Raw genomic sequence first — 20,850 nt, forward strand, 5'->3', positions numbered from 1 at the left:
GGCTGTTATTGCTTTTTCAAGGAGGCCGGAGCTGGCGGCAGGGATGAGGAAGCCAGGAAAAAAGCTTCTCCTCTTCGATTGCAATAAATCAGGGCTGGCAAAATCAGGCATGGAGCGGATCCGATCTGAAAATGGGCGTGGGTTCCGGCCTGCGGACAAAATAAAATCTTAACTCATTCAGATCCTAGCGCATCCCCCTTTCCAACACAACCAGTTATTTCCCCCATCACCACACGTCCCCAGCAACTGTTTTTCCTGGTAGGGGCGGATGATAAATGATAGTTCTTTTTGGCTTTGATGAAAAGAAAATGGGCAAAAGGGTGGTGAGCGTTTGGGAAGGGGAGAAGATGGACGTTGATTTGACAGGGTGTCGGGGTCGATTCAGCCTGGGTGTGCACCTTGACTGAAACGTGGATTCCCCATCAGCGTTTGCAGCTGCATTTTCAAGCCCCGGAACCCATCCCCCTGTTCGGCTACAAAGGGTCGGCCTTTCGGGGGCTTTTTGGCAGGGCTTTGCGGGATCTGGTCTGCCCGGATAAATCCACCCCCTGCTCCAAATGTCTGCTTCAGCAACAGTGCCTCTATCTGACGATTTATGAATCCCCCACCCAGCCCCACACTGAAACCTATCGCAAAGGCCCCAACCACACCCCCCATCCCTTTATCCTCACCCCGCCGTTGAGCCTGGAAAAAGAGCTGCCCCCCCACGAAACTTTCAGCGCCGAGCTGATCCTCATGGGGTCAGCCCTCAAAGCTCTGCCCCATCTGGTGCTTGCTTGCGCCAAAATGGGGCAGCTGGGGCTGGGCTATCATCGGGTTCGGTTTCAACTCCATCAAGTCACGCTCCTGGTTGGGGAATCGAGTCACACCCTCTATGAGTTACAGGAAAATCGCTTGCAGCCGGTGAATAAAATCAGCGACTTTCCTAAGCCTTCCTGTGCTCCCCAACCCCTGCCAAGCCCCGTTATTCTGGAGGCCCTCACCCCTCTGCGCTTTAAGTCCCGGGGAAAGTATGTCACCACATTTTCCTTTGAAAGCTTTTTCCGCTCCCTGCTCTTTCGCCTGGACGACCTCTCCCGCCTCTACGGCCACGGCCCCCTGCCAGCAGAAATCCCCCAGCTGATCCAGCAGGCCAAGCAGATCCAGAGCTGTCACGAGGGGATGCGCTGGGTGGAATATCGCCGCTACTCCTCCCGGCAAAAAAAATATTTGATTCTGGGTGGGCTCTTCGGCACGGCTTCCTTTGACGGTGATCTGACCCCTTTTACCCCCTGGTTGCGCCTGGGAGAAATCCTCCACACAGGCAAAGCGACCGGTTTCGGCTTTGGCAAATATCGTCTTCTTTCCACGCCAACCCCACCATCTTCCGGCTCTTGATGGGGGGGGTGCTGGATTCAGGGGGAGGTGGGGGAGATCATATCGGTGTGTCGGCAGAGAATATTCCCCTTGCCATCAGCCACCAGGAGATAGTGCCCATCAAATTTCCAGGAAAAAGACCCGTGGGAGAGGGGCGAAAGAAACCCGGCTGTTTTGGCTGGGGAGGGCTGGGGGCTTCGGGGTTTACGGTTCATCACCGAGATTTCGGGGGAAGGCCCACGATTGCAGTCGGTCCAGGCGGCTGGTATCGATGACGTGGTAGTTTTTGTACTGAAACTGGGAGAGGCGTTTGAGATGGTGGGGGAGGAAAAAGCGGTGGCGGTTATCCTCTATGCGCTTTCGAATAAAATCGTTGAAGGGATTGAAATAAAAGCGCTTGCGGTCCAAAAGCTTGAAATCCTCACTATCCACCACCAGATAGTCCACCTGATATTTATCCCGAAAGGCGATGATATCGGTGAGACGGCTGGCATAGTAGGCGGCATAAAAATCTTCGGTTCGTTCTTTCACCGTGGCCCAATGGTTGACGAACCAGGGGCTCGCCAGCTCAAAATTGATCAACACCTTGCGGGCGGCAAAGAGGGGGAAATCATCCGCCAGATAAGGTTTGGCGGCAATCAGGGCATCCTTGGGCAGGGTGTGGAGATAGTCATAGAGGGGCACTTTTTCCCGATAGTCGTCATAATTCCCCCCACGCTTCAGTTGATCGCCATAATAGTGGTAGCCAAAAAAGGCAATCACCACCAACCCCGCCAAGCGGGCCGGGTGGTTGGGAAGGGCGTTCAACAGTCGCCCAAACCCCAGACTGATGATGAAAAACATAATGAAAACAAATGAATATCGGAAATATTTATAAGGAAAATAGAGGGTCAGCAGCATCTGATAGGCGAGCTCATAAAGCAGCCAGCCCGAAGCGATGGTGAGCCAAAATTCCAGGGGCACTGAGAGGGGTTTTCGGTCCAAAAAAAAGAAAATCACCAAAAAAGAGAGAATGATAAAAGGCTCATCCAGCGCATCCAGAATTTTTTCGTCATAGGGCTCCTTGGGGAGAATTTTGTTGCGGCCATTTTTGTAACTCCCCGGATGGTTGACGGTCTCCTCATAATTCATCAGCCGCCCAAAGCGGTCGTCCGGGGTGAGATATTTGGGAATCACACAGGGGGCGGAGAGGAGCATCCCGGCGATGAATACAGTGATCAAGCGTTTGGGTGCGATGCCGACGGGTCGCCACTTGAGGCGAATCACCACCCAGAAAAACCAAGTGGTGGAGTTGATCAAAAAAACGATGGGATAGAAAAGCGCCATCAGGGGGGAGAGCCACATCATGTGAACGATGCGGCGGGTGGTGAGAAAATAGACCCCGAGTATCACGCCGGGATAGGCAAATGTACGGGAATAACCGGCGTTAAAAAGCTCCAGATGGCTGGGAAAACAGACAAAGGTAAAGGTGAAGAGAAATCCGCTCCAGGGGCCTGCCAGATGGTGGCCCAGGCGATAGAGAATCCAGCCGGTCAAGGTGTGGAGAAAAATAGGCACCAGCTTTTCCAAGAGGAACGGATCCATCAAATAGCTGGCCCAGGTGTAAAAATATTTGGGGCCCAGGGCTTCTAAAAAAATGGCATAATCGGTCAGCAGGTCATTCTGAAACAGCTCCGGATCCAGGAGCCGGTGAAACCAAAAAATATTGGCCCGGGCGTCGTCGGTTTTGAGATAGTCGTTGATGAAGGCGGGATAGTTGCCCCAAACAGCGATGCCGAAGCTCAAAAGCACAGCACTCCACTGGAGCAAAAAGTCGGGGGTACGATATTTGGCGGAGGTTTTGATCATCTCCCTTGATCTTGTATCATGGATGCTCCATCCACGCCTCTTTTTCACTTTGACGAAAGGGCCTTTTCTTGGCTTGTGAATGCCCCCCCCACGCCGACCTGAAAGTTCAGGAAACCCTGTCCATGGGCTTGATGATTCGGGAATCTCTCACCTATGGCAGCGTTTATTTTTTTTTGGCCCTGATCAATCTGCGGCTCAAGCTTATTCTGACCGACGATTATTTTAACGGCAGCCTGGAGAGCAATCATGAGCTGTTGATGAAATTCCAATATATCAATAACGAGCAATCCCGACTGTTTCAATTTTTGATTCCGGAATCTTTTCATAATCTCTTGGGGTTTACCATCCGGGAGGCTTACATTTTACAGAGAGGGCTGTTTATCTTTTTGGTTTTTCTGGCCTTTCATCTCTATCTCCGGCATTGGTTCCGGGCGGGGGGGGCGTTTTCGGGAGTGCTGTTTTTGGCGGCCATCATGCCTCTGAGCTATTTTAACGACCTCCAGGAGTCCACTCCCCTGCTGTTGCTGACTTTTTTGTTGGGGCTTTGGGCCATTCGGGAGGAGGAAACTATTGGATTCATGGTGGCCCTGGCCTTGGGAAGCCTGAACAACGAGACCATGCTTTTTTTGCCGGGGGTCTATTTTTTGTTTCATTTTCGCGGCTTTGCCCGGAGTGCTCTCCTGGGACTGGTCAGCCGCACGGCGATGGTGGCTTTGCCTGGATTTTTGGTGGTGGGATTGATTCGCTACCACAACCGCCACCTGCCGGTGGTGGCCGCCTTCGAGGAGCTGGAGGTCTCCCCCTGGGTTGAAAATACCACCCAACTGATGAGCCAGCTTTCCCTGCCATTTATTTACTACTGGTGGGGAGGGTTTCTCAGTTTTTTGTTTCTTTTCGGGGCGTTCTGGATATTTTCCTTTCGCAAAATGGCCGATAAACCCCGATTTGTGCGCCGAAGCATGTGGATCGTGCCCATTTTTGTCTGGCTGCACTTTATGATGGCGGAAGTCGACGAAGTTCGCCTCTTCCTGCCCTTGGCCTTCGTGATCATTCCCAGTGCCCTCTTTTTTCTGATGCCCATGGATGGCGTCATTCAGGATGGGGAGAATCACGATGGGGATGATTCTTCACCAGCCAAGCCTGAAACCATCTCTGGGACCGCGTCGGGTAGCTCTGGGGTGGGTTCATCCTCCCTTTCGGATTCAGGTTGAACCCGTGGCGTTTGGTGGTCTGACAAAGGGGGAGAGATGGCGAAAAACTCAGCCCTGCTGTTGATCTCACTTCTCTTTGGTCTGGTGGTGCTTGAGGTAGGTCTGAGGCTGTTTACCCCTTTTCCCATCCATGGGGAGATGGCCAATCGGGCGCGCCACACGGTGTTGGGCTACACCTTGAATCCAGAGCTGCCAGGGGTGGATCGGCAAGGATTTCGCAATCCCCGGGTGCCCTCCAGCTATGAGATCGCCGCCATTGGGGATTCCCACACCTATGGGGTGAATGTCGCCTCCCGGGAGAGTTGGCCGGCTCTTCTTTCCCGGTTATCAGGCCAAAGCGTCTATAACCTGGGGGTAAGCGGCTACAATGTGCTGCAATATCACTATCTGGTGCAGAAGGCTTTAAGCGACGGCGCCAAGACCATCCTCATCGGGCTCTATCCGGCCAACGATCTGATCGATACCTGCCATCTTCTGGCCAAGCCCCACTATCAAAAGCTTTCCCAGCGGTTGAGGCTGCTGGGGCCGGACCATTGCCAAAGCTCTTCTCCGGATTCCAAAAGCCAAAAAAAACCAGCTGACTCAGCGGCGAAGAGCCCGACAGCCAAAAGCGGGTGGTCAAAATCAATCGAAGCTTTTGCGCCGGGGCGGATGGTGAAGGTTATCACCGGGAGTGCCACGGTGAGTGCCCTGGACTATTGGATCTGGACGCCGCTCCAGGAGCGATTTTCAGGCATGGATGATGAACAACGCCCCCGGGTGTATGCCTTTCCATCCGCTGCTGGCAGCATCGACGTGGCGGAAAAAAGGGTGCGTCGCCACTTTCAATATACTGATTTGACCCAGACCCGGATCTGGCACAACCATCTGGATAGCCTGGTTCTATTGCAGGATATCCAGGAGATGATTGCACGTTGGGGAGGAAAGCTCCTGGTGATGATCATTCCCTCCCGGGAGCAGGTGGTCCATCATTGGGCTTTGGCTCAGGGGCTGGATATTCCCCCGGAGTATGCCCGCCACATCGCCAGCCAGGTGGATCTGGTGAGTCGCTATCTGACCTTTTTTGCTGAAAATAACATTCCCGCCAAAAGTGCCTTGCCCTCTGTGAGCACCGCCCTGGATCGGGTGGTGGGGGAGGGGGGGCGGTTTTATCCGGCTGGCAACGACGGCCACCCGTTTCAGGCAGGGTATCGGGCTTATGCCGAGGTGGCCTGGGATCTGTTGCGGGAGGAAAGCCCATGAAGCCCATCCCTCTTCAGAGCGGATTGGTTGTGATCTTTATTCTGTTCGGGGCGCTCTTTACCTGGCAGCAGCGAGAATTACCCCTCGTTCGCAACAGCCTGTTTTATGGGGATGTGGCCCACGCCATTCACACCGAGGGGGTTTTTTCCCGGGAGGCTGCCAGGCGTACCTTTAATAAACCCATGGGATTTTCGGTGCTGGCGGCGCCCTTGGTGGCCTGGCTGGGGGTGGATGGGGGGTTGAAAGCCGCTTCTGTGGTGGCGACCGCCTTCTGGTCTCTGATGGTGCTGCTTTTTTTGCGCCGCTATGCCAAGGATCCAGCCATCGTCGGGTTGGGGCTGCTCTTCACCTTTCTAAATCCCCTTGTCATCTATCAATTTACCTCCGCCTATCCCGATACGCTGTTCGCTGGATTTTTTCTCCTGGGCATTCTGTTTTTGGATCGCGCCCTCTCCCGGGAGGCCAAAGCGTGGGACGGTTCTCTGGGGGCGTTGGCGGTGTTGGTGGGGATCTGGGTCAAGCATCACGGTTTTGTGCTGTTGCCGATCTGGGGGGTGCTTGGATTGATCCGGCGCAGTGATCTTCAGTGGCAGTGGCGGGAAAGCCGGGGGCGTTTATGGGGATGGCTCGGGCCACTGCTGGGGCTTTTGGGGATATTGCTCGCCGCCCAAAAGGGGTGGGTGCCTACCTTCAATCTTTCCCACAATCAGGATAATTTTTTGGGGGGGCAGGAGCGTTCGGCCATCGTTTGGGAAAACCTCCAGTGTCTGGGGGTTTATCTGTGGATTTTATGGGGGGGCTTGCTGCCGATTTTTTTTCTGGGGCGGCCACCCTGGCGGGGACGATCCGGATGGCTTTGGGGGGGGCAGCTGGGCATATTTATCTCGACGGTGCTCTTCTACCAGGGGGCAGCCTACAACATCCGCTATTTTCTCCCCATCACCCCTCTTTTGGCTTGGTGGGGGGCGGTCCGTTTATCTCGACTGGGACCAGGGGGGCGGCAGGGGCTTTTGGGGCTGTTTTTGTTGTGGAACGGCTTCACCATCCTTTACTACAACGTGCCGGTTTTTCAGCGCTGGGTTCACCCCCACATTTCCTTGCCCCAGGTGGATAATCTGCGACTGGTGAGTGAGCAGCAGCGGGCCCGGGAAAATCTCGCCTGGATGGACCATTTTACGCCAAGTCACGACCAAACGGTGATATTCCTCAGCCGCTACTACGATGGCAACACCCCCAGGGGATGGGAGCGGGCGGGTTATTTTGCCGATGGCACCATCCTCCACTATGCCCCCTACTGGGAGCATGAGTTGATTGAGAGATGGCACCTGCGGCGGGCGGTGATTTATGAATATGTCGGCGTGGGGCCTGAGCGAAATCGCCTGCAGCGGGATCCCGACATTCAAGACGCCCTGCAAAAGGTCAACGACCGGCTCTATCTATTGAACCTGGACAGGCCACCCCCTGGTGTGGAATGGAGGGGGCCTTGACCGTTGGCTGACAGAGCCTTGATGGATCAATGGGTTCTGTCACCCTGCTTGCCAGGATTGAGCCGATGGGGGGGTTACTCTTTTTTGGCGACCATCTGAAACCAGATCGGCACGGTCAGAAGCATCAGCACGATCATCATCATGCCGATGGCCAAGAGATCCCGCTGTACCTTGCGAATGGCCTCCTGCATGGGTTTCAGGTCGGAGATGATTTCAAAAGCGCCATGCTGCTCGCCCCGCTCCCATCCTTCCATCTTGATGCCCAGGGGATCCAGACCCTGGCCTTCAGGATAGTCTTTGACGCTGCCGTGGCACAGCATACACTCTTTTTTCATGACGATGGGTCGCATATAGCGTAAGGCGTTGATCTCTTCATCGATCTGCCAATATTCATCCACCCCGTCCCGGTCGATCTTGTCGAGCATCTGCCGCTCGATGGGGGTGGCCTCATGTTTGGAGCTACGGGCATTGACCCGAACCACCCGGAAGGTGTAGAGGGCGTCATGGGCGATTCCCTGACCAACGGTCCAGCTGGCCACAATGGGAATGGTGCGATAGTAGCGTGTCAGCCGGGCCACCTTAAGGATTTCCTCTTTGGAGGTGGCTCCTTTACGGCCAATATATTTTTGCGCCTCGGCCAGCAGTGATGGATCGAACACCTCGTCGGCGACCATCTCCGAAACATAGCGGCGGGTGGCTTCGGCCTGGACGGTGATGGCCCGGGCCTGTTGAATCATATGATTCTTGGCCTCCTGCTCAATCACCCCCTTGACCAGGGAAAAGATCAACACATAACTTCCCAGCAGAATCAGCAGACTGACTGCGATGATTCTGGCCACAAGGCGTTTGCTGGATGCGTCTTCCACGGCGGATTTCCCAAAGATTTGAGAGTTGATGATACAATTCAAGCCGACACTATGCCCCGAATTGAGCTTGGGGGGAAGGTGTGGCACGCTGGATGATATCAGGCACAATCCATAGATGCGGTTTTGGTGGAAGAGGTTCAATGTGACGATTTTTTTTGCCAAGGGGGGGCTGAATGTGAAAAATGACCTCTGTTCCCTGAGGAGAGAATGGTTGCCAGAATGTTTGTGTGGCAGGGTTTCTTTCGGCAGGGTCTCTATTGGCTGCGGATAGGAAAGGGTGGACCGAAGTGAACGTAACCATCATCGGTAGTGGCTTTGCGGCTTTGGCAGCGATTCATCGGCTGCGCAATTTGGACTCGGGACGCCGTATCGGCATCACCGTCATCGCTCCCCAGGCCTCATTCACCTATCTTCCCAGCCTGATCTGGATACCTTCCGGATTGCGTCAAAAAGAGGATATCACCTTCTCTCTCAAGCCTTTTTTTGAGTGGATGGGGGTCGATTGGCATGCTGGCAGCGCCGTGGGGGTGAAGGATAACGGTCGCACAGTTATAACCACCTCCGGTGAGGTCCAAAACGACGCCCTGCTCATCGCTTCCGGTGGCCAATATATCCGTAAGCTGCCCGGGATTGATCACACCCTGAATCCCTGCTCGGGGGTTTCGGATGTGGCGGAATTTCGGGACCGGATTGAGACCATGCCGGGGGGGAAGGTGGTGATGGGGTTTGCCGGAAACCCCAAGGAGCCCACAGCGGTGCGGGGGGGGCCGATGTTTGAATTTTTGTTCGGTCTGCACACCCAACTCAGACGCCAGGGGCGGCTGAAAAATTTTGATCTCGCCTTTTTTTCCCCCATGGCCGAACCGGGCAAGCGTTTGGGGCCGAAAGCGGTCAAGGGGTTGCTCCACACCATGAAAAAACGTCAGATCACGACCCATCTGGGCCACAAGATGGTGGGTTTTGGAGCCGATTATGTGGAGACCGAAGGGGGCAGGATTGCCTCTGATCTGACCCTCTTTATCCCCGGCATGACCGGCCAGGGGTGGTTTAAAAACACCGGTTTGGCTCTCTCTGACGGGGGTTTTTTCAAGGCGGATGTTCATGGTCGGGTCGAGGGGGGGGAGCGGGTCTATGTGGCTGGGGATGCGGGGAGTTTTCCGGGGCCGGAGTGGCGCGCCAAGCAGGCTCATATGGCGGAACTTCAAGCGGTCGCAGCCATCAATAACATCTATCGGGAGCTGAAAGGCTTGCCCCCCCGGGCCACCTTCCGTACCGAGCTGATCTGCATTGTCGATACGTTGGATTCAGGGATTTGGGTCTCCCGCTTCAAAAAAATGGGCCTCATCCTCCCCCCCCTGTTGCCGATGCACTGGGTGAAGATCCTGCTGGAGTGGAAGAGCGTCCACCCCTATCGGTAAGTGGGAATGGAAAAATGTAGGATGTGGTGAGCGAAGCGAACCGCATCACTCAAGGGTGATGCGCCTTCTATAGCCATTCGATTCAAGATTTGGACATATGCCGTTGCACTATTTTTGTCATTCCCGCGAATGCGGGAATCCAGGGCATCTGGCACGAAACTTTCCAAATCTTGCTTCACTTTCAGCAAAACACCAGCTTTGCTGAAGATTTGGTTTTTTCTTGAGGGGCATGATTCTCTCTTGGTCCCCGCCTTTGCGGGGATAACGAGTCAGAGAAGAGTGTCCAATTCTGAGGTAGGCCTACTATAGCCTGGAACGATTATATCCCTCGAACGATGCGGTTCGCGCGGCTCACCACATCCTACCCGTATATCTAAATGTTTAGGTGTTCAAGCCTCCCCCTGACTCTCTTGAGGTAGGGAGGGCAGCGGTTGCAGCTCATCAGAGCGGGCCATTTTTTCCAGGATCATGCTGGCCTCCTGATCGCTGTTGCTGACCCAATAGCCGGGGGTTTTTTTGGAGGCGGCTTTGGCTTGATACATCCGTTCATCCGCCGATTTAACCATATCATCCACCGAGAGAAACTGTTCCGGCCCGGTTTGAATCAAGCCAACGCTGAAGGAGACCCCATACTCCCCCGCTTTGGCATCGAATCGATCCACCAGCCTGCGACACACTTCCTGGGCCTCCTGGTCGGTGGAGCCGGGTAGAATAATGCAAAACTCATCCCCGCCATAGCGGCAGCTGGTATCCACATCCCGCACCGTTGCCAGCAGACACTCTCCCACATGGGCCAAAACCAGGTCTCCCACCTGATGTCCCTGTTGATCGTTCAGTTTTTTAAAGCCGTTGAGATCAAAATAGGCCAGGGTCAAAGGCTCCTTGCGACGCTTGACATGGGCCAGGTCGCTGCGCAGATGCTCATAGAAGGCGCGCTGGTTGAGAAGTCCCGTCAAGCCATCCTGGCGGGAGAGATCTTTCAGCTCCTGGGTGCGCAGGGCAACGGTCTGCTCCAGATCTTGGGCATAGCTCTCCAGCTCCTGCTGAGCCACGGTTACTTCCGCCACCAGTGCCCCGGTATAGGTCTCAAAAATCAAGTGGACATCAAACATCAATACTTTGGAGAGGCTCTGTTTGCGGGCTTCCGCCTCAATCCGTGAACAGGCGCCGTCTTTGCACTGATCTTCCAAAACTTGCTGCAACACCTCCAACAAATAACATACGGCAGACATGTAGAGGGAGGGTGGAACCCCAATGCGCTTATGTACCTTGCCTACCCGAAGACGGCTGTTGACGTAGAGGTCGTCGTAGGAGCCGGAAAAAAGCTCTTGGATGTAGTTGCGCAGGGTGTTTTGCAGTCGGAGCAGGGTATCTGCATCTCCGATGACCAGCTGGATGTCAGAAAAAGAGAGCAGTCTGTCGTAAAAAGTAGTGATGATTTGATCCATGCTTTCGGCCACAAAAGCTTTGGCGCTCAGTAGATTGCGCTTGTCTTCCTCCGTAATGTTAAAAAGCTTTCTGCGCTCAGCAATGCGCCGATCAGTCAGTTTTAGTTGTTCTGCAAGGGTTTGATCGGTGAGTTGCATATGGAGCCTCTGTATCCAGGTAATTGGCAGTAAGGTGGTATGAGATGGTGTCGCAGTAGCAAGCAGATAAGGGATCGCTGGGAATTATTGCGTTTCAGGGTTTTTTTAACAACAGAATAATTTGCATCCAGTCAGTCATTCCATAAGATTCCGGGTTCAGGGAGGTGGGTTTGTAGCGTGTGCGGTAGGAGAGGGGAAGGAGGTGGATATGGATTTTTTCAGCCACCAACTTCACCCTTGATCCAAAAAAAAAGGCCTGACCAATTTGGCCAAGCCTTTGATTTTTGAATGGTGCCCAGGAGAAGACTCGAACTTCCACGACCTTGCGATCACTAGAACCTGAATCTAGCGCGTCTACCAATTCCGCCACCTGGGCGATCAAACGAGGCGCAGTATACCCGGAACCGATCCTGGCATCAAGCCGTCTTTCGTATCCAGCCAAAGATCTTTGTCAGGGGGTGAAAAAATGGCTGGAAAATACGGGTTGGAAAAGCCACAAAAGGGGCTCTGCCAGGGTGGGGTCAGTTGATGAAGCCGCCGCCGGTATCCACGAGTTTGGCCAGATCAATGCCCAAAAGATCTATCGCCGCCTGCCAACGTTCGCTGGGGGGGAGGTCGAAAAGAATGCGACGATCCAGATCACACACCAGCCAGGAGTTTTCCTTCAGCTCCATCTCCAGCTGCCCCGCTCCCCAACCTGCATAACCCAGTGCAAACAAAAAGGATTCTGACGTTTCCGATTCTGCCAGATGTTTCAGGATATCCGGGTTGGTGCCCATGAAAAGCTCCGGGGTTACTTCCAGGGAGCCGGGAAAATCGAGGCCTTTTTCGTAGAGGATGAAGCCTCGCTCCAGGGAAACCGGCCCCCCCTGATAGACCACCGGTTTTTGCAGGCGCATCCAATCGAGATCCAGCTGGTCGATCACATCGTCCATGGTGGCCGGGTGGGGTTGATTGACGATAATTCCCAAAGCGCCGTCATCAGAGTGGGCGCAAAGAATCACCACCGTACGGGCAAAATTGGGATCGTTGAGGTTCGGCATGGCGATGAGTAGTTTGCCCGTGAGAGTGCTGCCCTCAGCCGTCATGACCCACCATCCCCGTTGTTTGCTTGGGAGAGGGTGTCGTGGAGCTTGCCCAATATATCGTCAAAGCCGCCATTACTCATCACCACCACCTGATCTCCGGGTTCCAGCTGTTTTTGCAGGATTTCAATCGCCTCTCCGGCATCCTCCACCACCACCGCCGACTGGGTGCCGCCGCTGTTGATGCGATCCGCAACCTCTTCCACATCCAGCAGTTCTTCGTCCGGCAATCCCCGGGCCTTGGGTCTGGCAAGCAACACCCGATCCGCTTGGGCCAGAGCCGGGGCCAGGCGTCCTTGATGCACCCGGCGGCGCATGGTGTTGGAGCGGGGTTCCAATACCGCCCAGATCCGTCCTCGACCCGCAGCACCGATGGCGGCCAGGGTGGTGGCGACCGCTGTGGGATGGTGGGCAAAATCGTCGTAGACCGAGATGCCGTTGATTTCGTAGCGCAATTGAAAACGCCGAGCGACACCCTCAAACAGCTCCAGAGCTGATTTGATTTTTTCCGGAGAAAGACCGTGGGAGAGGGCCGCAGCAGAAGCCGCCAGGGCGTTGATCACATTGTGGCGGCCCAATAATTTCCATTGGACGCTAAAAAGAGGCTCTCCATCCCGAATCAATGTCCAGTGGCTGCCGTCTTCTTTGTCCAAACGGGCGGTAAAGGGGAAATCCCCATCCAGACCATAGCGAACGATGGGGGTGAACGATTCCCGAACCACGCACTCCACTTCGGAATCATCGCCGTTGGCCAGGATCAATCCCGATGGCGGTACGGTGCGCAGCAAAAAACGAAACTGGGTGCAGATCGCCTCCAGATCCGGATAGATGTCGGCGTGGTCAAATTCCAGATTGTGAAAGACCAATGTGCGGGGGCGATAATGGAGAAATTTGGGCCGTTTGTCCCAAAAGGCGGTATCGTATTCATCTCCCTCTACCACCACCCAATCCCGTTTGGGATAGCGCACCCCCTGACCAAAATTGAGGGGAATGCCACCGATAAAAAATCCCGGCTCCTCCCCCGCATGCTCCCACAGCCAGGCGATGATGCTGGTGGTGGTGGTTTTGCCGTGGGTGCCAGCGACCACGATGGGGTGGCGTCCCTCCAGCAGATGCTGAAACAGCCACTCGGCTCCAGAGCGGTAGGGAATGTCCAGGTCCATCAGGGCTTCCAGCTCCGGGTTGCCCCGGGAGATGGCGTTGCCTACCAGAACCAGATCGGGCACGGGGTTGAGGTTTTCCGGTCGAAAGCCTTCGTAGGTGGTGATGCCCCGCTCTTGGAGGAAGGTGCTCATGGGGGGGTAGACCCCGGCATCGGAACCGGTCACCTGCCAGCCGCCGTCCCGGGCCAGAGAGGCCAGGCCCGCCATGGCTGTGCCACAGATACCGATGATGTGCAGATGTCTGGATTCGGTCATCTCCAAACCAGTTCCCCCTCCCACCCTGGTTGGGCAGTTTTATAAATGTGCTTGAAGTGATCCCAGTCAAAACCGGGGCCCGGATCCCATTTGCGTTCCGGCGCAATGTGCTGATGACCGGTGATATGGTCTTCCTTGAGTTCGGGCAGACCCTTTTGCAAGCTGCGGGTGAGTGCCCCAAGCCCTTGATATTGGGCCTCTTCAAAGGGGGTGTGTTCATCCCCCATCAGCTCTACCCCCACCGAAAAATCATTGCAGCGGTTTTGGTTTTGCCAGGAACTGACCCCGGCATGCCAAGCGCGTTTTTCGATGGGGACATATTGGGTAAGCCCCCCGTTGCGGTCCAGTAGAAAATGGGCCGAGACCTTCAGATGGGCGATTTCCTGAAAAAAAGGATCCTCTTGGGGGTTGATTCGCCCGAGAAAAAGATCGTCCACATGTCGGGTGCTGTCAAAATCACCTGGGGGCAGGCTGATAGCATGCACCACCAGGAGTTTAACAGCCATCCCCGCCGGACGCCCGTCGGCGTGGGGGGATGGCAGATAACGAAAGGCTTTCAGGGGGGAAAGGCCACTCAGGGCACGCTCTCCACGGAAACCACCTCGGGAATCCGCTCCTTCATCAGCCGCTCAATACCACCCTTGAGGGTCTGGATGGCGCCGGGGCAGGTGCCGCAAGCGCCCCGCAGTCGTACATTGACGACATTTTCAGGGGTGATTTCGACAAACTCCACATCCCCTCCATCCCGTTGCAGGAAGGGGCGGACCTCTTCCAAAACTTTCAGCACTTTATCTTGCATCGGTCGATCTCCAGTTTGATCAAGTCGGTCTGAATGGGGGGCCTTTTCCACACGCATTTACAGCCCCACTCTTTTTAAGCCCGTCCCCCTTACCCGGACTGATACCACAAATCCTTTCGAATGTCATTTAGTTCCGTGCAGTTGCCTGATAGATGGCTCTTTCCCGGAGCGGTCTTGGAGAGGTTTTTCTGTTCTTTTTTCAGGCAGCTGAAGGAGGGGGCTGGGCGCTACCTTTGCAACCGGCAGCTCCAGATAATCCTCTCTGCCAACCTCTCATTTGACCCCAATCCGCTGCTGGAAAAGTTTTGAAGCCAAATGATTCTCACTTACTAAGAGAGAGTCCCTATTTCAATCCCAAGTTCCCCCGCATCCAGGCGTCCGATGGATTGTAGCAGGCGATATTGGGAAAAAAGATAGGCATAGCGGCTTTTGGCGAGATCGGTTTCAGCGGAAAAAAGTTCGTTCTGGGCATCGAGCAGGTCCAATGCGGTGCGTGCGCCTACTTGAAACTCCTGCTCCATACCCAACGCCGCATCCCGGGCCGCTTCCACCACCGCTGCGAAGGCGGCCATGGAGGCTTCAGCGGTGCGATAATCGAGAAAGGCCTCTTCCACCTCCCGGGCGGCCTGGCGTAGCAGCCGGTCTTTTTGGGCCTGGGCGGCGTCCCGCTCCGAGCGGGCTTGGGAGATGAAGGATTCGGTCATGCCTCCGGAATAGATGGGCAGTTCCACCCCGACGCCGATGGCAAAGGTATCCACCGGATCACTGCGCCCGCTCACCCGTTGGTTCCAGGAGCGGCTGGCGCTGGTGGAGAAGGAGACCACCGGATGATGACCGGCTTTTTCCATATCGATTTCAAGCTCTGCCACCTGTAAGCGCTTTTGGATGGCGACAATATCGGGGCGTTGGTGGACTTTGGTGAGAAGTTCCGACAAGGGCTGGCCGAGTACGGATTCCGGAACAGGCGGCAGCAGCAATCCATCCTGGGGGGGGGCTCCGACCACCTCTTCAAAGCGGGCGATGCTGACGGCGATATCATTTTTGGCGCTGATCTGATCCGCCACCGCCAGGGCCAGCCGCGCTTTGGCCTGGCTCACATCGGTGCGGGTGATCTCCCCCACCCGAAACCGCGCCTGGGTAGCTGCGAGATGGCGCTTGGTTACCCCATGATTGTTTTCCGCCAGCCGGGCGACCTCTCTGGCCTGCAATAGATCCACTGACACCTGGGCCAGCTCCAGCAAAATCCCCTGATGTACCGCCGCCAGATCGGATTCAAAGGCATCCACATAGGGTTGGACCTGCTTCATCGCCACCCACAGCCCGCCATCGTAGAGGGACTGGCCGAGGCTCAAGCCAATGGTGGCCGGGTCGCTGGTGGAGCGTCCCTCTTCATAGTCGCTGCTGTTGTGGGTTTTGGAGGCGGAAAAGTTGAGATTGGGATAGAGAGCCGCCTTGCTCTGAACAATCCGCTCCCGGGCAGCGCTCAGGTTGGCCTGGGCTTCCTGGGCTTTGGGGTTTTTGGTCAGAGCCGCCTCGGCGGCCGCAGCAAAGGGGGTCAGTTCCTGGGGGGTGGTGGCCAGATCAGAGTGGTCACCAGCACCCCGCATCTCGCCATTTTCATCAGCAAGGCTTGGGGCTTGGGCCAGCACCATCGATTCGTGGGGAGAGTGGTTTGGATCATCCCCATGGTCGACACTCTGTGCTTGGGCTTTGCGTGCGTTGATGGCGTTGCCTTGGGCAGCCATGGTGGTGGAGCCCGTCAGACTGGGGGTAACCTGGACACGGGAAAAATCCTGATTGGCTTCACTCCAACCGGAAGTTGGCAGAAAGCCCCAGGCACACAGGGAAAGGATCGGAAGCAATCGTTTCATGGCTTTTCCTCAATCATGTGGCGGATATAGGCGGGGGTGGACTGGATGAAATCTAGCCATGCTCCCTCTCGCCAAGCCTTGGGAGGCAGTTTTAACCGGTCGGCCATCTCTTGCAACCCCATAAGAAGTTTTTCGATATGTTGGGGGGTGTGGGAGGCGTTGATGGTGACCCGGAGTCGGGACTCCCCCTGGGGTACCAGTGGGGGGGTGGCCGCCACACACAGAAGTCCTTTTTGATAGAGAATGTCCGCAGCCATGGTGGCTTTTTCCTCTGAACCCAAGAGGATGGGGATGATGGGGGAGGGGCGCAAGGGGATGTCGAGTCCCAGGGCCAGCATCCCTTTGAGGGTGGCGAAGGTGTTTTTCCAGAGCTGTTGGCGCAAAGAGGGCTCCTGCTCCATGATGTCAAAGGCGGTGATGATGCCAGCGGCCTGTTCGGCGGGCAGGCTGGAGGTAAAGCGATAGCCGGAAGCGGAGAGCTTGAGAAAGGCGATGATCTCGGGCTCTGCCACGACAAATCCCCCCAGTGCCCCGGCTGCCTTGCTGAGGGTGCCCATATGGATCTGAATGTGATCCTCCACCCCGAAATGTTCCGCCACCCCCCGTCCGTTCGGGCCGAAGAGTCCGGTACCGTGGGCGTCGTCGATCATCACCGTGGCCTGGTAGCGTCCGGCCAGTCGGGTGATCTGGTCGAGTGGCGCCAGATCCCCATCCATGCTGAAAACCGCATCGGTGACGATGAGTATTTTTTGGCCCTGGTTTTCCTCCAGCAGGGCCGCCAAATGATCCATATCCCCATGGCGATAGCGGTGGCAGGGGGTTTTGGCCAGGGTGATGCCCATCTGGATGGAGCGGTGGTTCAGGGCGTCGGAGAGGATGAGCCCGGGTGGGGTTTCATCCGGGGGCTTGTTAAAAAAATGGTGGCTGAAATGTTGGGCCCGCATCAATCCGGGAATGGTGGCGACGTTGGCTAACAGCCCGGTGGCAAACACCATGGCGGCCTTGCCCCCCTTGAAGCGGGCGATGCGCTCTTCCAGCTCCTCCAGCAGCCGGAGATTTCCCCCCAGGCGGCGGGATTCACAGGTGCCCATGGTGTGTCGTCCAATCGCCTCCCGTCCCGATTCAATCACCTCGGGCCGGGTGGAGAGCCCCAGATAGTTGTTGGAGGAGAAGGAGAGAAAGGGGCGGCCCGCAATGGTAAATTCCGGGTTTGGCAGGCGGTCGATGGCTATTTCGGGGGGGGCTTGGCCATGGCTTTTGAGCCAGCTGTGACAGCGCCGGATTTCATCGGTCAGGGGGGTTGAACGATGGCTGGGCATGAAGAGAGGCTCAAATGGCTGGAGCTGGGCGGCTGGTTATTAGACTACCAGGAGGCCCGGATGGGGGCAGCCCAATGGGGAATCGGCTGGCTGAACGACCGGCTCAGATATCCAGATTGCCCTGGGCAAAGGGGGCCTTTTCCTGAATAAACTTAAACCGCTCCGCCGGGCGCTTGCCCATCAGCCGGTCAAAGGTGCCGTCGGTCTCGGCGCTGTCATCGACAAACACCCTGAGCAGTCGCCGGGTTTCGATATTCATGGTGGTCTCCCGCAGCTGCCCCGGGTCCATCTCCCCCAGCCCCTTGAAGCGGGAAATCTGGATTTTTTCCCGGGCCATTTTTCGCTCCATGAGCTTCACCACCCGCTCTTTTTCCGCATCATCCAGGGCATAGGAGCTTTGGGCGCCCGCCTTGATGCGATAGAGGGGGGGTTGGGCCAGAAAAAGATGGCCTTGGGTGACCAGGGGGGGCATGAAGCGATAAAAAAAGGTCAGAAGCAGGCTGGCAATGTGAGCGCCATCCACATCGGCGTCGGTCATGATGATGATCCGATTGTAGCGGATGGCCGAAACGTCGAATTGCTTGCCCGAGCCCGCACCGATAGCGGTGATGAGGGATTGCACCTCGGTGTTTTTCTGGAATTTTTCCAGGTTGGCCTGTTCCACGTTGAGAATTTTTCCCCGCAGGGGCAGCACCGCTTGGGTGTGGCGGTCCCGGGCCTGCTTGGCGGAGCCCCCGGCGCTATCTCCCTCAACGATAAACAGCTCGGATTTGGCCGGATCCGTATGGATACAGTCCGTGAGCTTCCCCGGCAGGGTGAGGCGGGCCGTGGCGGATTTGCGCTTGACCTGGGTGGAGGCTTTTTTCCGACGCAGGCGCTCCTGCCCCCGCTCCACCACTGCTTCCGCCAGTCGGGTGGCCTGCTCCGGGCTGCCGTGAAGCCAGTGATCCAGATGATCCTTGACCACCGCTTCCACTTGCCTGGCAAGCCCGGTATTGGTGAGGCGTTCTTTGGTTTGACCGGCAAACTGGGGGTTGGAGATGAAGACGGAAAAGAGGGCGTAGAGCCCCCCAAAGACATCTTCAGCGGTGATGGTGAGCCCTTTGGGGAGGAGATTGCGGGACTCCATATATTCCCGAAAGCCCTTCACCAGCGCCGAGCGCAGGCCCGCTTCGTGGGTGCCGCCACCGGTGGTGGGGACCGAGTTGCAGTGGGAGAGGAGTTCCCCTTCCTCTTTCAGGGTCCAGGACATGGCCCATTCCAGCTTGCCTTTGCGCCCCTGACCAAACTGCTCCACGCTGCCTGCAAAGGGTTCGGTGGTGAGGGTCTCCTGGCCGGTCAACGCCTCCCTGAGATAGTCCACCAGGCCGTTGGGGAAGAAAAAAACATGTTCCTCTCCCTTCTCCTCCAGATTGACCCGGATGGAGACCCCTTTGTTGAGGTAGGCCTTGGAGCGGCACATCTCCAAAATCCGCTCCGGGCGAAAAATCGTGTCGGTGAATATTTCGGGATCGGGCATAAAGGCGATCTGGGTGCCTTTGCGCCGGGAGTTGTCGAGCCGCTCCAGGGTGCCTTTGGGCAGGCCCTGTTCGAAGCGATGTTTAAATTTTCCCCCGTCCCGCTCCACAACCACTTCGGTCCAGGAGGAGAGGGCGTTGACCACGGAGATGCCGACGCCGTTCAATCCCCCGGAGGTGGCGTAGGCTTTGTTGTCAAATTTGCCCCCGGCGTGGAGGGTGGTGAGGATCACCTCCAGGGCGGAGCGATCCGGATAGCGGGGCATGGGATCCACGGGGATGCCCCGGCCATTGTCCCGCACGGTGATGGAGCCGTCCCGACCCATGGTGACCCAGATGCGGTCGGCGTGTCCGGCGGAGGCTTCGTCGGTGGCGTTGTCGAGGATTTCGGTGACCAGATGGTGCAGGGCACGGCTATCCACCCCCCCGATATACATGCCCGGGCGGCGGCGGACCCCTTCCAGTCCTTCCAATACCTCAATCTGTGAAGCGTCGTAGGTCATGGCGGATTAAGTGGCAGCGGCTGTTTTCCCCGGGTTACTCAACAGGCCATGGCGGCGCGAGCCCCATCGGAGAGGGTCGCCGGGGAAGTGGGTTGTGCTGGATGACCATGTGGGGAACGGCCCGGATGAAGCAAGGGGCGGTGGGCCGGGGGAGACGGGATTATTTGTGACGGTAGGAAATACGGCCCTTGGTGAGGTCGTAGGGGGTCAGTTGTACCGTCACTTTGTCTCCCGGCAAAATCCGGATGTAGTGCTTACGCATCCGTCCGGAAATGTGGCACAGGAGTTTATGCTCGTTTTCCAGCTCCACCCGGAACATGGCGTTGGGCAGGTTTTCGAGAACCGTCCCTTCCATTTCCAAAACATCTTCTTTACTCAAAGCCTCATCCTCTTGGCTTTTGGGAAGGATCGGTCAGCGTTTATCGCCAAGGCAGACCACTCCCAAGAAAAAAGGATACAGGGTAGCCGTTTTTTTGGCGAAGTCAATGTAAATGCACCCCTCACGCCGTTGCTTCCCTCCTGGAGAGGGGATTCCCATTCTTTATTCACGTCCCATTCCTGATCCAACCCAGTGGAGGGATCTGTTTCAGGGAGGGCGCTTTTTTTCGGGGGCAATCACAGGCAATCCCAACCGGCAATCGATTCTTTTGGTGGGTATTGAACCGATTGTTATTCCAGATAAAAATGGTGGGATACAACCGGCAATCCCCACCGGCAATGATTCACAGCTGAATGTAGGGGCCGTAGAGATAGGTGAGGAAGGCAAGCCAGCTTGGCAGGGTCTCAGGATCGATGCGTTGCAGGGCGAGGACGGCATAGCCGAAGGCCATGATGGCAAATAATATGGTGCAGCCACTCCGCAGCCGGGTCAGGTGATAGAGCCATTGTGTCTGTGCTTTTGGGGGTGGGGCTTGTTCGTCCTGTTTTTTTCGATGGTTCCAGATAATCGTCGTTTTGTCGCTCAGGATGAAAACAGTTGCCGTTACCAAAGCACTTGCCAAGCTCAGCCACTGCCAGGGGGCCAGGTTGAAAAAATCGAAGGCCCATAGATAGAGCAGGGAGGGCGCATGTAAAAGCGTCCCACTCTCCTTGATCACAATGATTTTTTCGGGAGACACGGTGAGATAGGCCGTAGCGGCCACCACGAAGAGAGCCACCCCCCTACGCAGCCATTCCGACCGCCCACCATGGAGTTCCGTCACCAGACACGCCCCCCACTCATTTTCATCCATTTGACGCTTTTTGGGGTAGGTGAAGAGATAAACCAGCGGGAAATAGAGCCAGCAGGTGGATTTCAGGCTCCAGCGGTAGAGGAGAGCGGGGA

General features: G+C 56.2%; 18 protein-coding genes and 1 tRNA gene. 5 read left to right on the forward strand and 14 right to left on the reverse strand.

The window, feature by feature from the left end:
• Nucleotides 1-399 precede the first annotated feature (399 nt).
• Nucleotides 400-1,377 carry a CRISPR system precrRNA processing endoribonuclease RAMP protein Cas6 gene (cas6, locus tag HQL52_10505; protein ID MBF0369878.1) on the forward strand — a complete coding sequence of 326 codons (978 nt, stop codon included), beginning with the start codon at nt 400-402 and terminating at the stop codon, nt 1,375-1,377.
• A gap of 17 nt (nt 1,378-1,394) precedes the next feature.
• Here cas6 and HQL52_10510 read toward each other — a convergent pair whose 3' ends face one another.
• Together HQL52_10510 and HQL52_10515 are read right to left on the reverse strand one after the other, a co-directional pair.
• Nucleotides 1,395-1,571, reverse strand: a complete 177-nt coding sequence (locus HQL52_10510) for a hypothetical protein (protein MBF0369879.1) — start codon at nt 1,569-1,571, stop codon at nt 1,395-1,397.
• Nucleotides 1,561-3,204, reverse strand: a complete 1,644-nt coding sequence (locus HQL52_10515; GenBank protein MBF0369880.1) for a hypothetical protein — start codon at nt 3,202-3,204, stop codon at nt 1,561-1,563. Before HQL52_10515 ends, HQL52_10510 begins: the two co-directional genes overlap by 11 nt.
• A 122-nt stretch (nt 3,205-3,326) precedes the next feature.
• Between HQL52_10515 and HQL52_10520 the strand changes: the two genes are divergently transcribed.
• The 3 genes from HQL52_10520 to HQL52_10530 are packed head-to-tail and all read left to right on the forward strand — an operon-like array spanning nt 3,327 to nt 7,144.
• A complete protein-coding gene (locus tag HQL52_10520; protein MBF0369881.1) occupies nt 3,327-4,415 on the forward strand; it encodes a hypothetical protein in 1,089 nt (362 codons plus the stop codon).
• A 36-nt stretch (nt 4,416-4,451) separates the two neighbouring features.
• Complete coding sequence (locus HQL52_10525; protein ID MBF0369882.1) at nt 4,452-5,657, forward strand: hypothetical protein; 1,206 nt, start codon at nt 4,452-4,454, stop codon at nt 5,655-5,657.
• Nucleotides 5,654-7,144, forward strand: coding sequence for a hypothetical protein (locus tag HQL52_10530; protein ID MBF0369883.1), 1,491 nt, complete (start codon nt 5,654-5,656; stop codon nt 7,142-7,144). The genes HQL52_10525 and HQL52_10530 overlap by 4 nt, the downstream gene beginning before the upstream one ends.
• A gap of 74 nt (nt 7,145-7,218) precedes the next feature.
• Here the strand turns inward: HQL52_10530 and HQL52_10535 are convergent, their stop codons facing one another.
• Nucleotides 7,219-8,010: a DUF3365 domain-containing protein gene (locus tag HQL52_10535; GenBank protein MBF0369884.1), complete on the reverse strand. Its 792-nt coding sequence runs from the start codon at nt 8,008-8,010 to the stop codon at nt 7,219-7,221.
• Nucleotides 8,011-8,297: 287 nt separating this feature from the next.
• Between HQL52_10535 and HQL52_10540 the strand changes: the two genes are divergently transcribed.
• Entirely contained in the window at nt 8,298-9,428 is a 1,131-nt protein-coding gene (locus tag HQL52_10540; protein MBF0369885.1) for an NAD(P)/FAD-dependent oxidoreductase, read from the forward strand.
• Nucleotides 9,429-9,817: 389 nt separating this feature from the next.
• On the opposite strand, the gene HQL52_10545 is transcribed toward HQL52_10540, so the two are convergent.
• The 11 genes from HQL52_10545 to HQL52_10595 all read right to left on the reverse strand — a co-directional run.
• Entirely contained in the window at nt 9,818-11,014 is a 1,197-nt protein-coding gene (locus HQL52_10545; GenBank protein ID MBF0369886.1) for a GGDEF domain-containing protein, read from the reverse strand.
• A 289-nt stretch (nt 11,015-11,303) separates the two neighbouring features.
• Nucleotides 11,304-11,390: transfer RNA gene (locus HQL52_10550), tRNA-Leu, on the reverse strand.
• A gap of 145 nt (nt 11,391-11,535) precedes the next feature.
• Nucleotides 11,536-12,102, reverse strand: coding sequence for a YqgE/AlgH family protein (locus HQL52_10555; protein ID MBF0369887.1), 567 nt, complete (start codon nt 12,100-12,102; stop codon nt 11,536-11,538).
• On the reverse strand, nt 12,099-13,517 hold the full coding sequence (mpl, locus tag HQL52_10560) for a UDP-N-acetylmuramate:L-alanyl-gamma-D-glutamyl-meso-diaminopimelate ligase (protein ID MBF0369888.1): 1,419 nt from the start codon (nt 13,515-13,517) through the stop codon (nt 12,099-12,101). The genes HQL52_10555 and mpl overlap by 4 nt, the downstream gene beginning before the upstream one ends.
• A complete protein-coding gene (gene ampD / locus HQL52_10565; protein MBF0369889.1) occupies nt 13,514-14,095 on the reverse strand; it encodes a 1,6-anhydro-N-acetylmuramyl-L-alanine amidase AmpD in 582 nt (193 codons plus the stop codon). The genes mpl and ampD overlap by 4 nt, the downstream gene beginning before the upstream one ends.
• Nucleotides 14,092-14,316 (reverse strand): NifU family protein, encoded by a 225-nt coding sequence (locus tag HQL52_10570; protein ID MBF0369890.1) that lies wholly within the window; start codon nt 14,314-14,316, stop codon nt 14,092-14,094. Before HQL52_10570 ends, ampD begins: the two co-directional genes overlap by 4 nt.
• Nucleotides 14,317-14,645: 329 nt before the next feature.
• Nucleotides 14,646-16,187 carry a TolC family outer membrane protein gene (locus tag HQL52_10575; GenBank protein MBF0369891.1) on the reverse strand — a complete coding sequence of 514 codons (1,542 nt, stop codon included), beginning with the start codon at nt 16,185-16,187 and terminating at the stop codon, nt 14,646-14,648.
• Nucleotides 16,184-17,506, reverse strand: a complete 1,323-nt coding sequence (locus tag HQL52_10580) for an aminotransferase class I/II-fold pyridoxal phosphate-dependent enzyme (protein ID MBF0369892.1) — start codon at nt 17,504-17,506, stop codon at nt 16,184-16,186. The genes HQL52_10575 and HQL52_10580 overlap by 4 nt, the downstream gene beginning before the upstream one ends.
• Before the next feature lie 103 nt (nt 17,507-17,609).
• Complete coding sequence (gene parE, locus HQL52_10585; GenBank protein ID MBF0369893.1) at nt 17,610-19,526, reverse strand: DNA topoisomerase IV subunit B; 1,917 nt, start codon at nt 19,524-19,526, stop codon at nt 17,610-17,612.
• Between the two features lie 160 nt (nt 19,527-19,686).
• Nucleotides 19,687-19,905 (reverse strand): translation initiation factor IF-1, encoded by a 219-nt coding sequence (gene infA, locus HQL52_10590; protein MBF0369894.1) that lies wholly within the window; start codon nt 19,903-19,905, stop codon nt 19,687-19,689.
• Between the two features lie 343 nt (nt 19,906-20,248).
• Nucleotides 20,249-20,850: hypothetical protein (locus HQL52_10595; GenBank protein ID MBF0369895.1), on the reverse strand; the 602-nt coding region annotated here is incomplete at its 5' end.

The sequence above is a fragment of the Magnetococcales bacterium genome, from assembly GCA_015232395.1.
In the GTDB taxonomy this organism is placed as follows: Bacteria; Pseudomonadota; Magnetococcia; order Magnetococcales; family JADFZT01; genus JADFZT01.

Excerpts from the sequence above, each read along its gene's own strand:
- parE (MBF0369893.1), bottom strand. The coding sequence starts at position 19,526 with ATGACCTACGACGCTTCACAGATTGAGGTATTGGAAGGACTGGAAGGG.
- HQL52_10525 (MBF0369882.1), top strand. The coding sequence starts at position 4,452 with ATGGCGAAAAACTCAGCCCTGCTGTTGATCTCACTTCTCTTTGGTCTG.
- HQL52_10515 (MBF0369880.1), bottom strand. The coding sequence starts at position 3,204 with ATGATCAAAACCTCCGCCAAATATCGTACCCCCGACTTTTTGCTCCAG.
- HQL52_10580 (MBF0369892.1), bottom strand. The coding sequence starts at position 17,506 with ATGCCCAGCCATCGTTCAACCCCCCTGACCGATGAAATCCGGCGCTGT.
- HQL52_10530 (MBF0369883.1), top strand. The coding sequence starts at position 5,654 with ATGAAGCCCATCCCTCTTCAGAGCGGATTGGTTGTGATCTTTATTCTG.
- HQL52_10555 (MBF0369887.1), bottom strand. The coding sequence starts at position 12,102 with ATGACGGCTGAGGGCAGCACTCTCACGGGCAAACTACTCATCGCCATG.
- HQL52_10575 (MBF0369891.1), bottom strand. The coding sequence starts at position 16,187 with ATGAAACGATTGCTTCCGATCCTTTCCCTGTGTGCCTGGGGCTTTCTG.
- HQL52_10545 (MBF0369886.1), bottom strand. The coding sequence starts at position 11,014 with ATGCAACTCACCGATCAAACCCTTGCAGAACAACTAAAACTGACTGAT.
- HQL52_10570 (MBF0369890.1), bottom strand. The coding sequence starts at position 14,316 with ATGCAAGATAAAGTGCTGAAAGTTTTGGAAGAGGTCCGCCCCTTCCTG.
- mpl (MBF0369888.1), bottom strand. The coding sequence starts at position 13,517 with ATGACCGAATCCAGACATCTGCACATCATCGGTATCTGTGGCACAGCC.
- HQL52_10510 (MBF0369879.1), bottom strand. The coding sequence starts at position 1,571 with ATGAACCGTAAACCCCGAAGCCCCCAGCCCTCCCCAGCCAAAACAGCC.
- HQL52_10520 (MBF0369881.1), top strand. The coding sequence starts at position 3,327 with ATGGGCTTGATGATTCGGGAATCTCTCACCTATGGCAGCGTTTATTTT.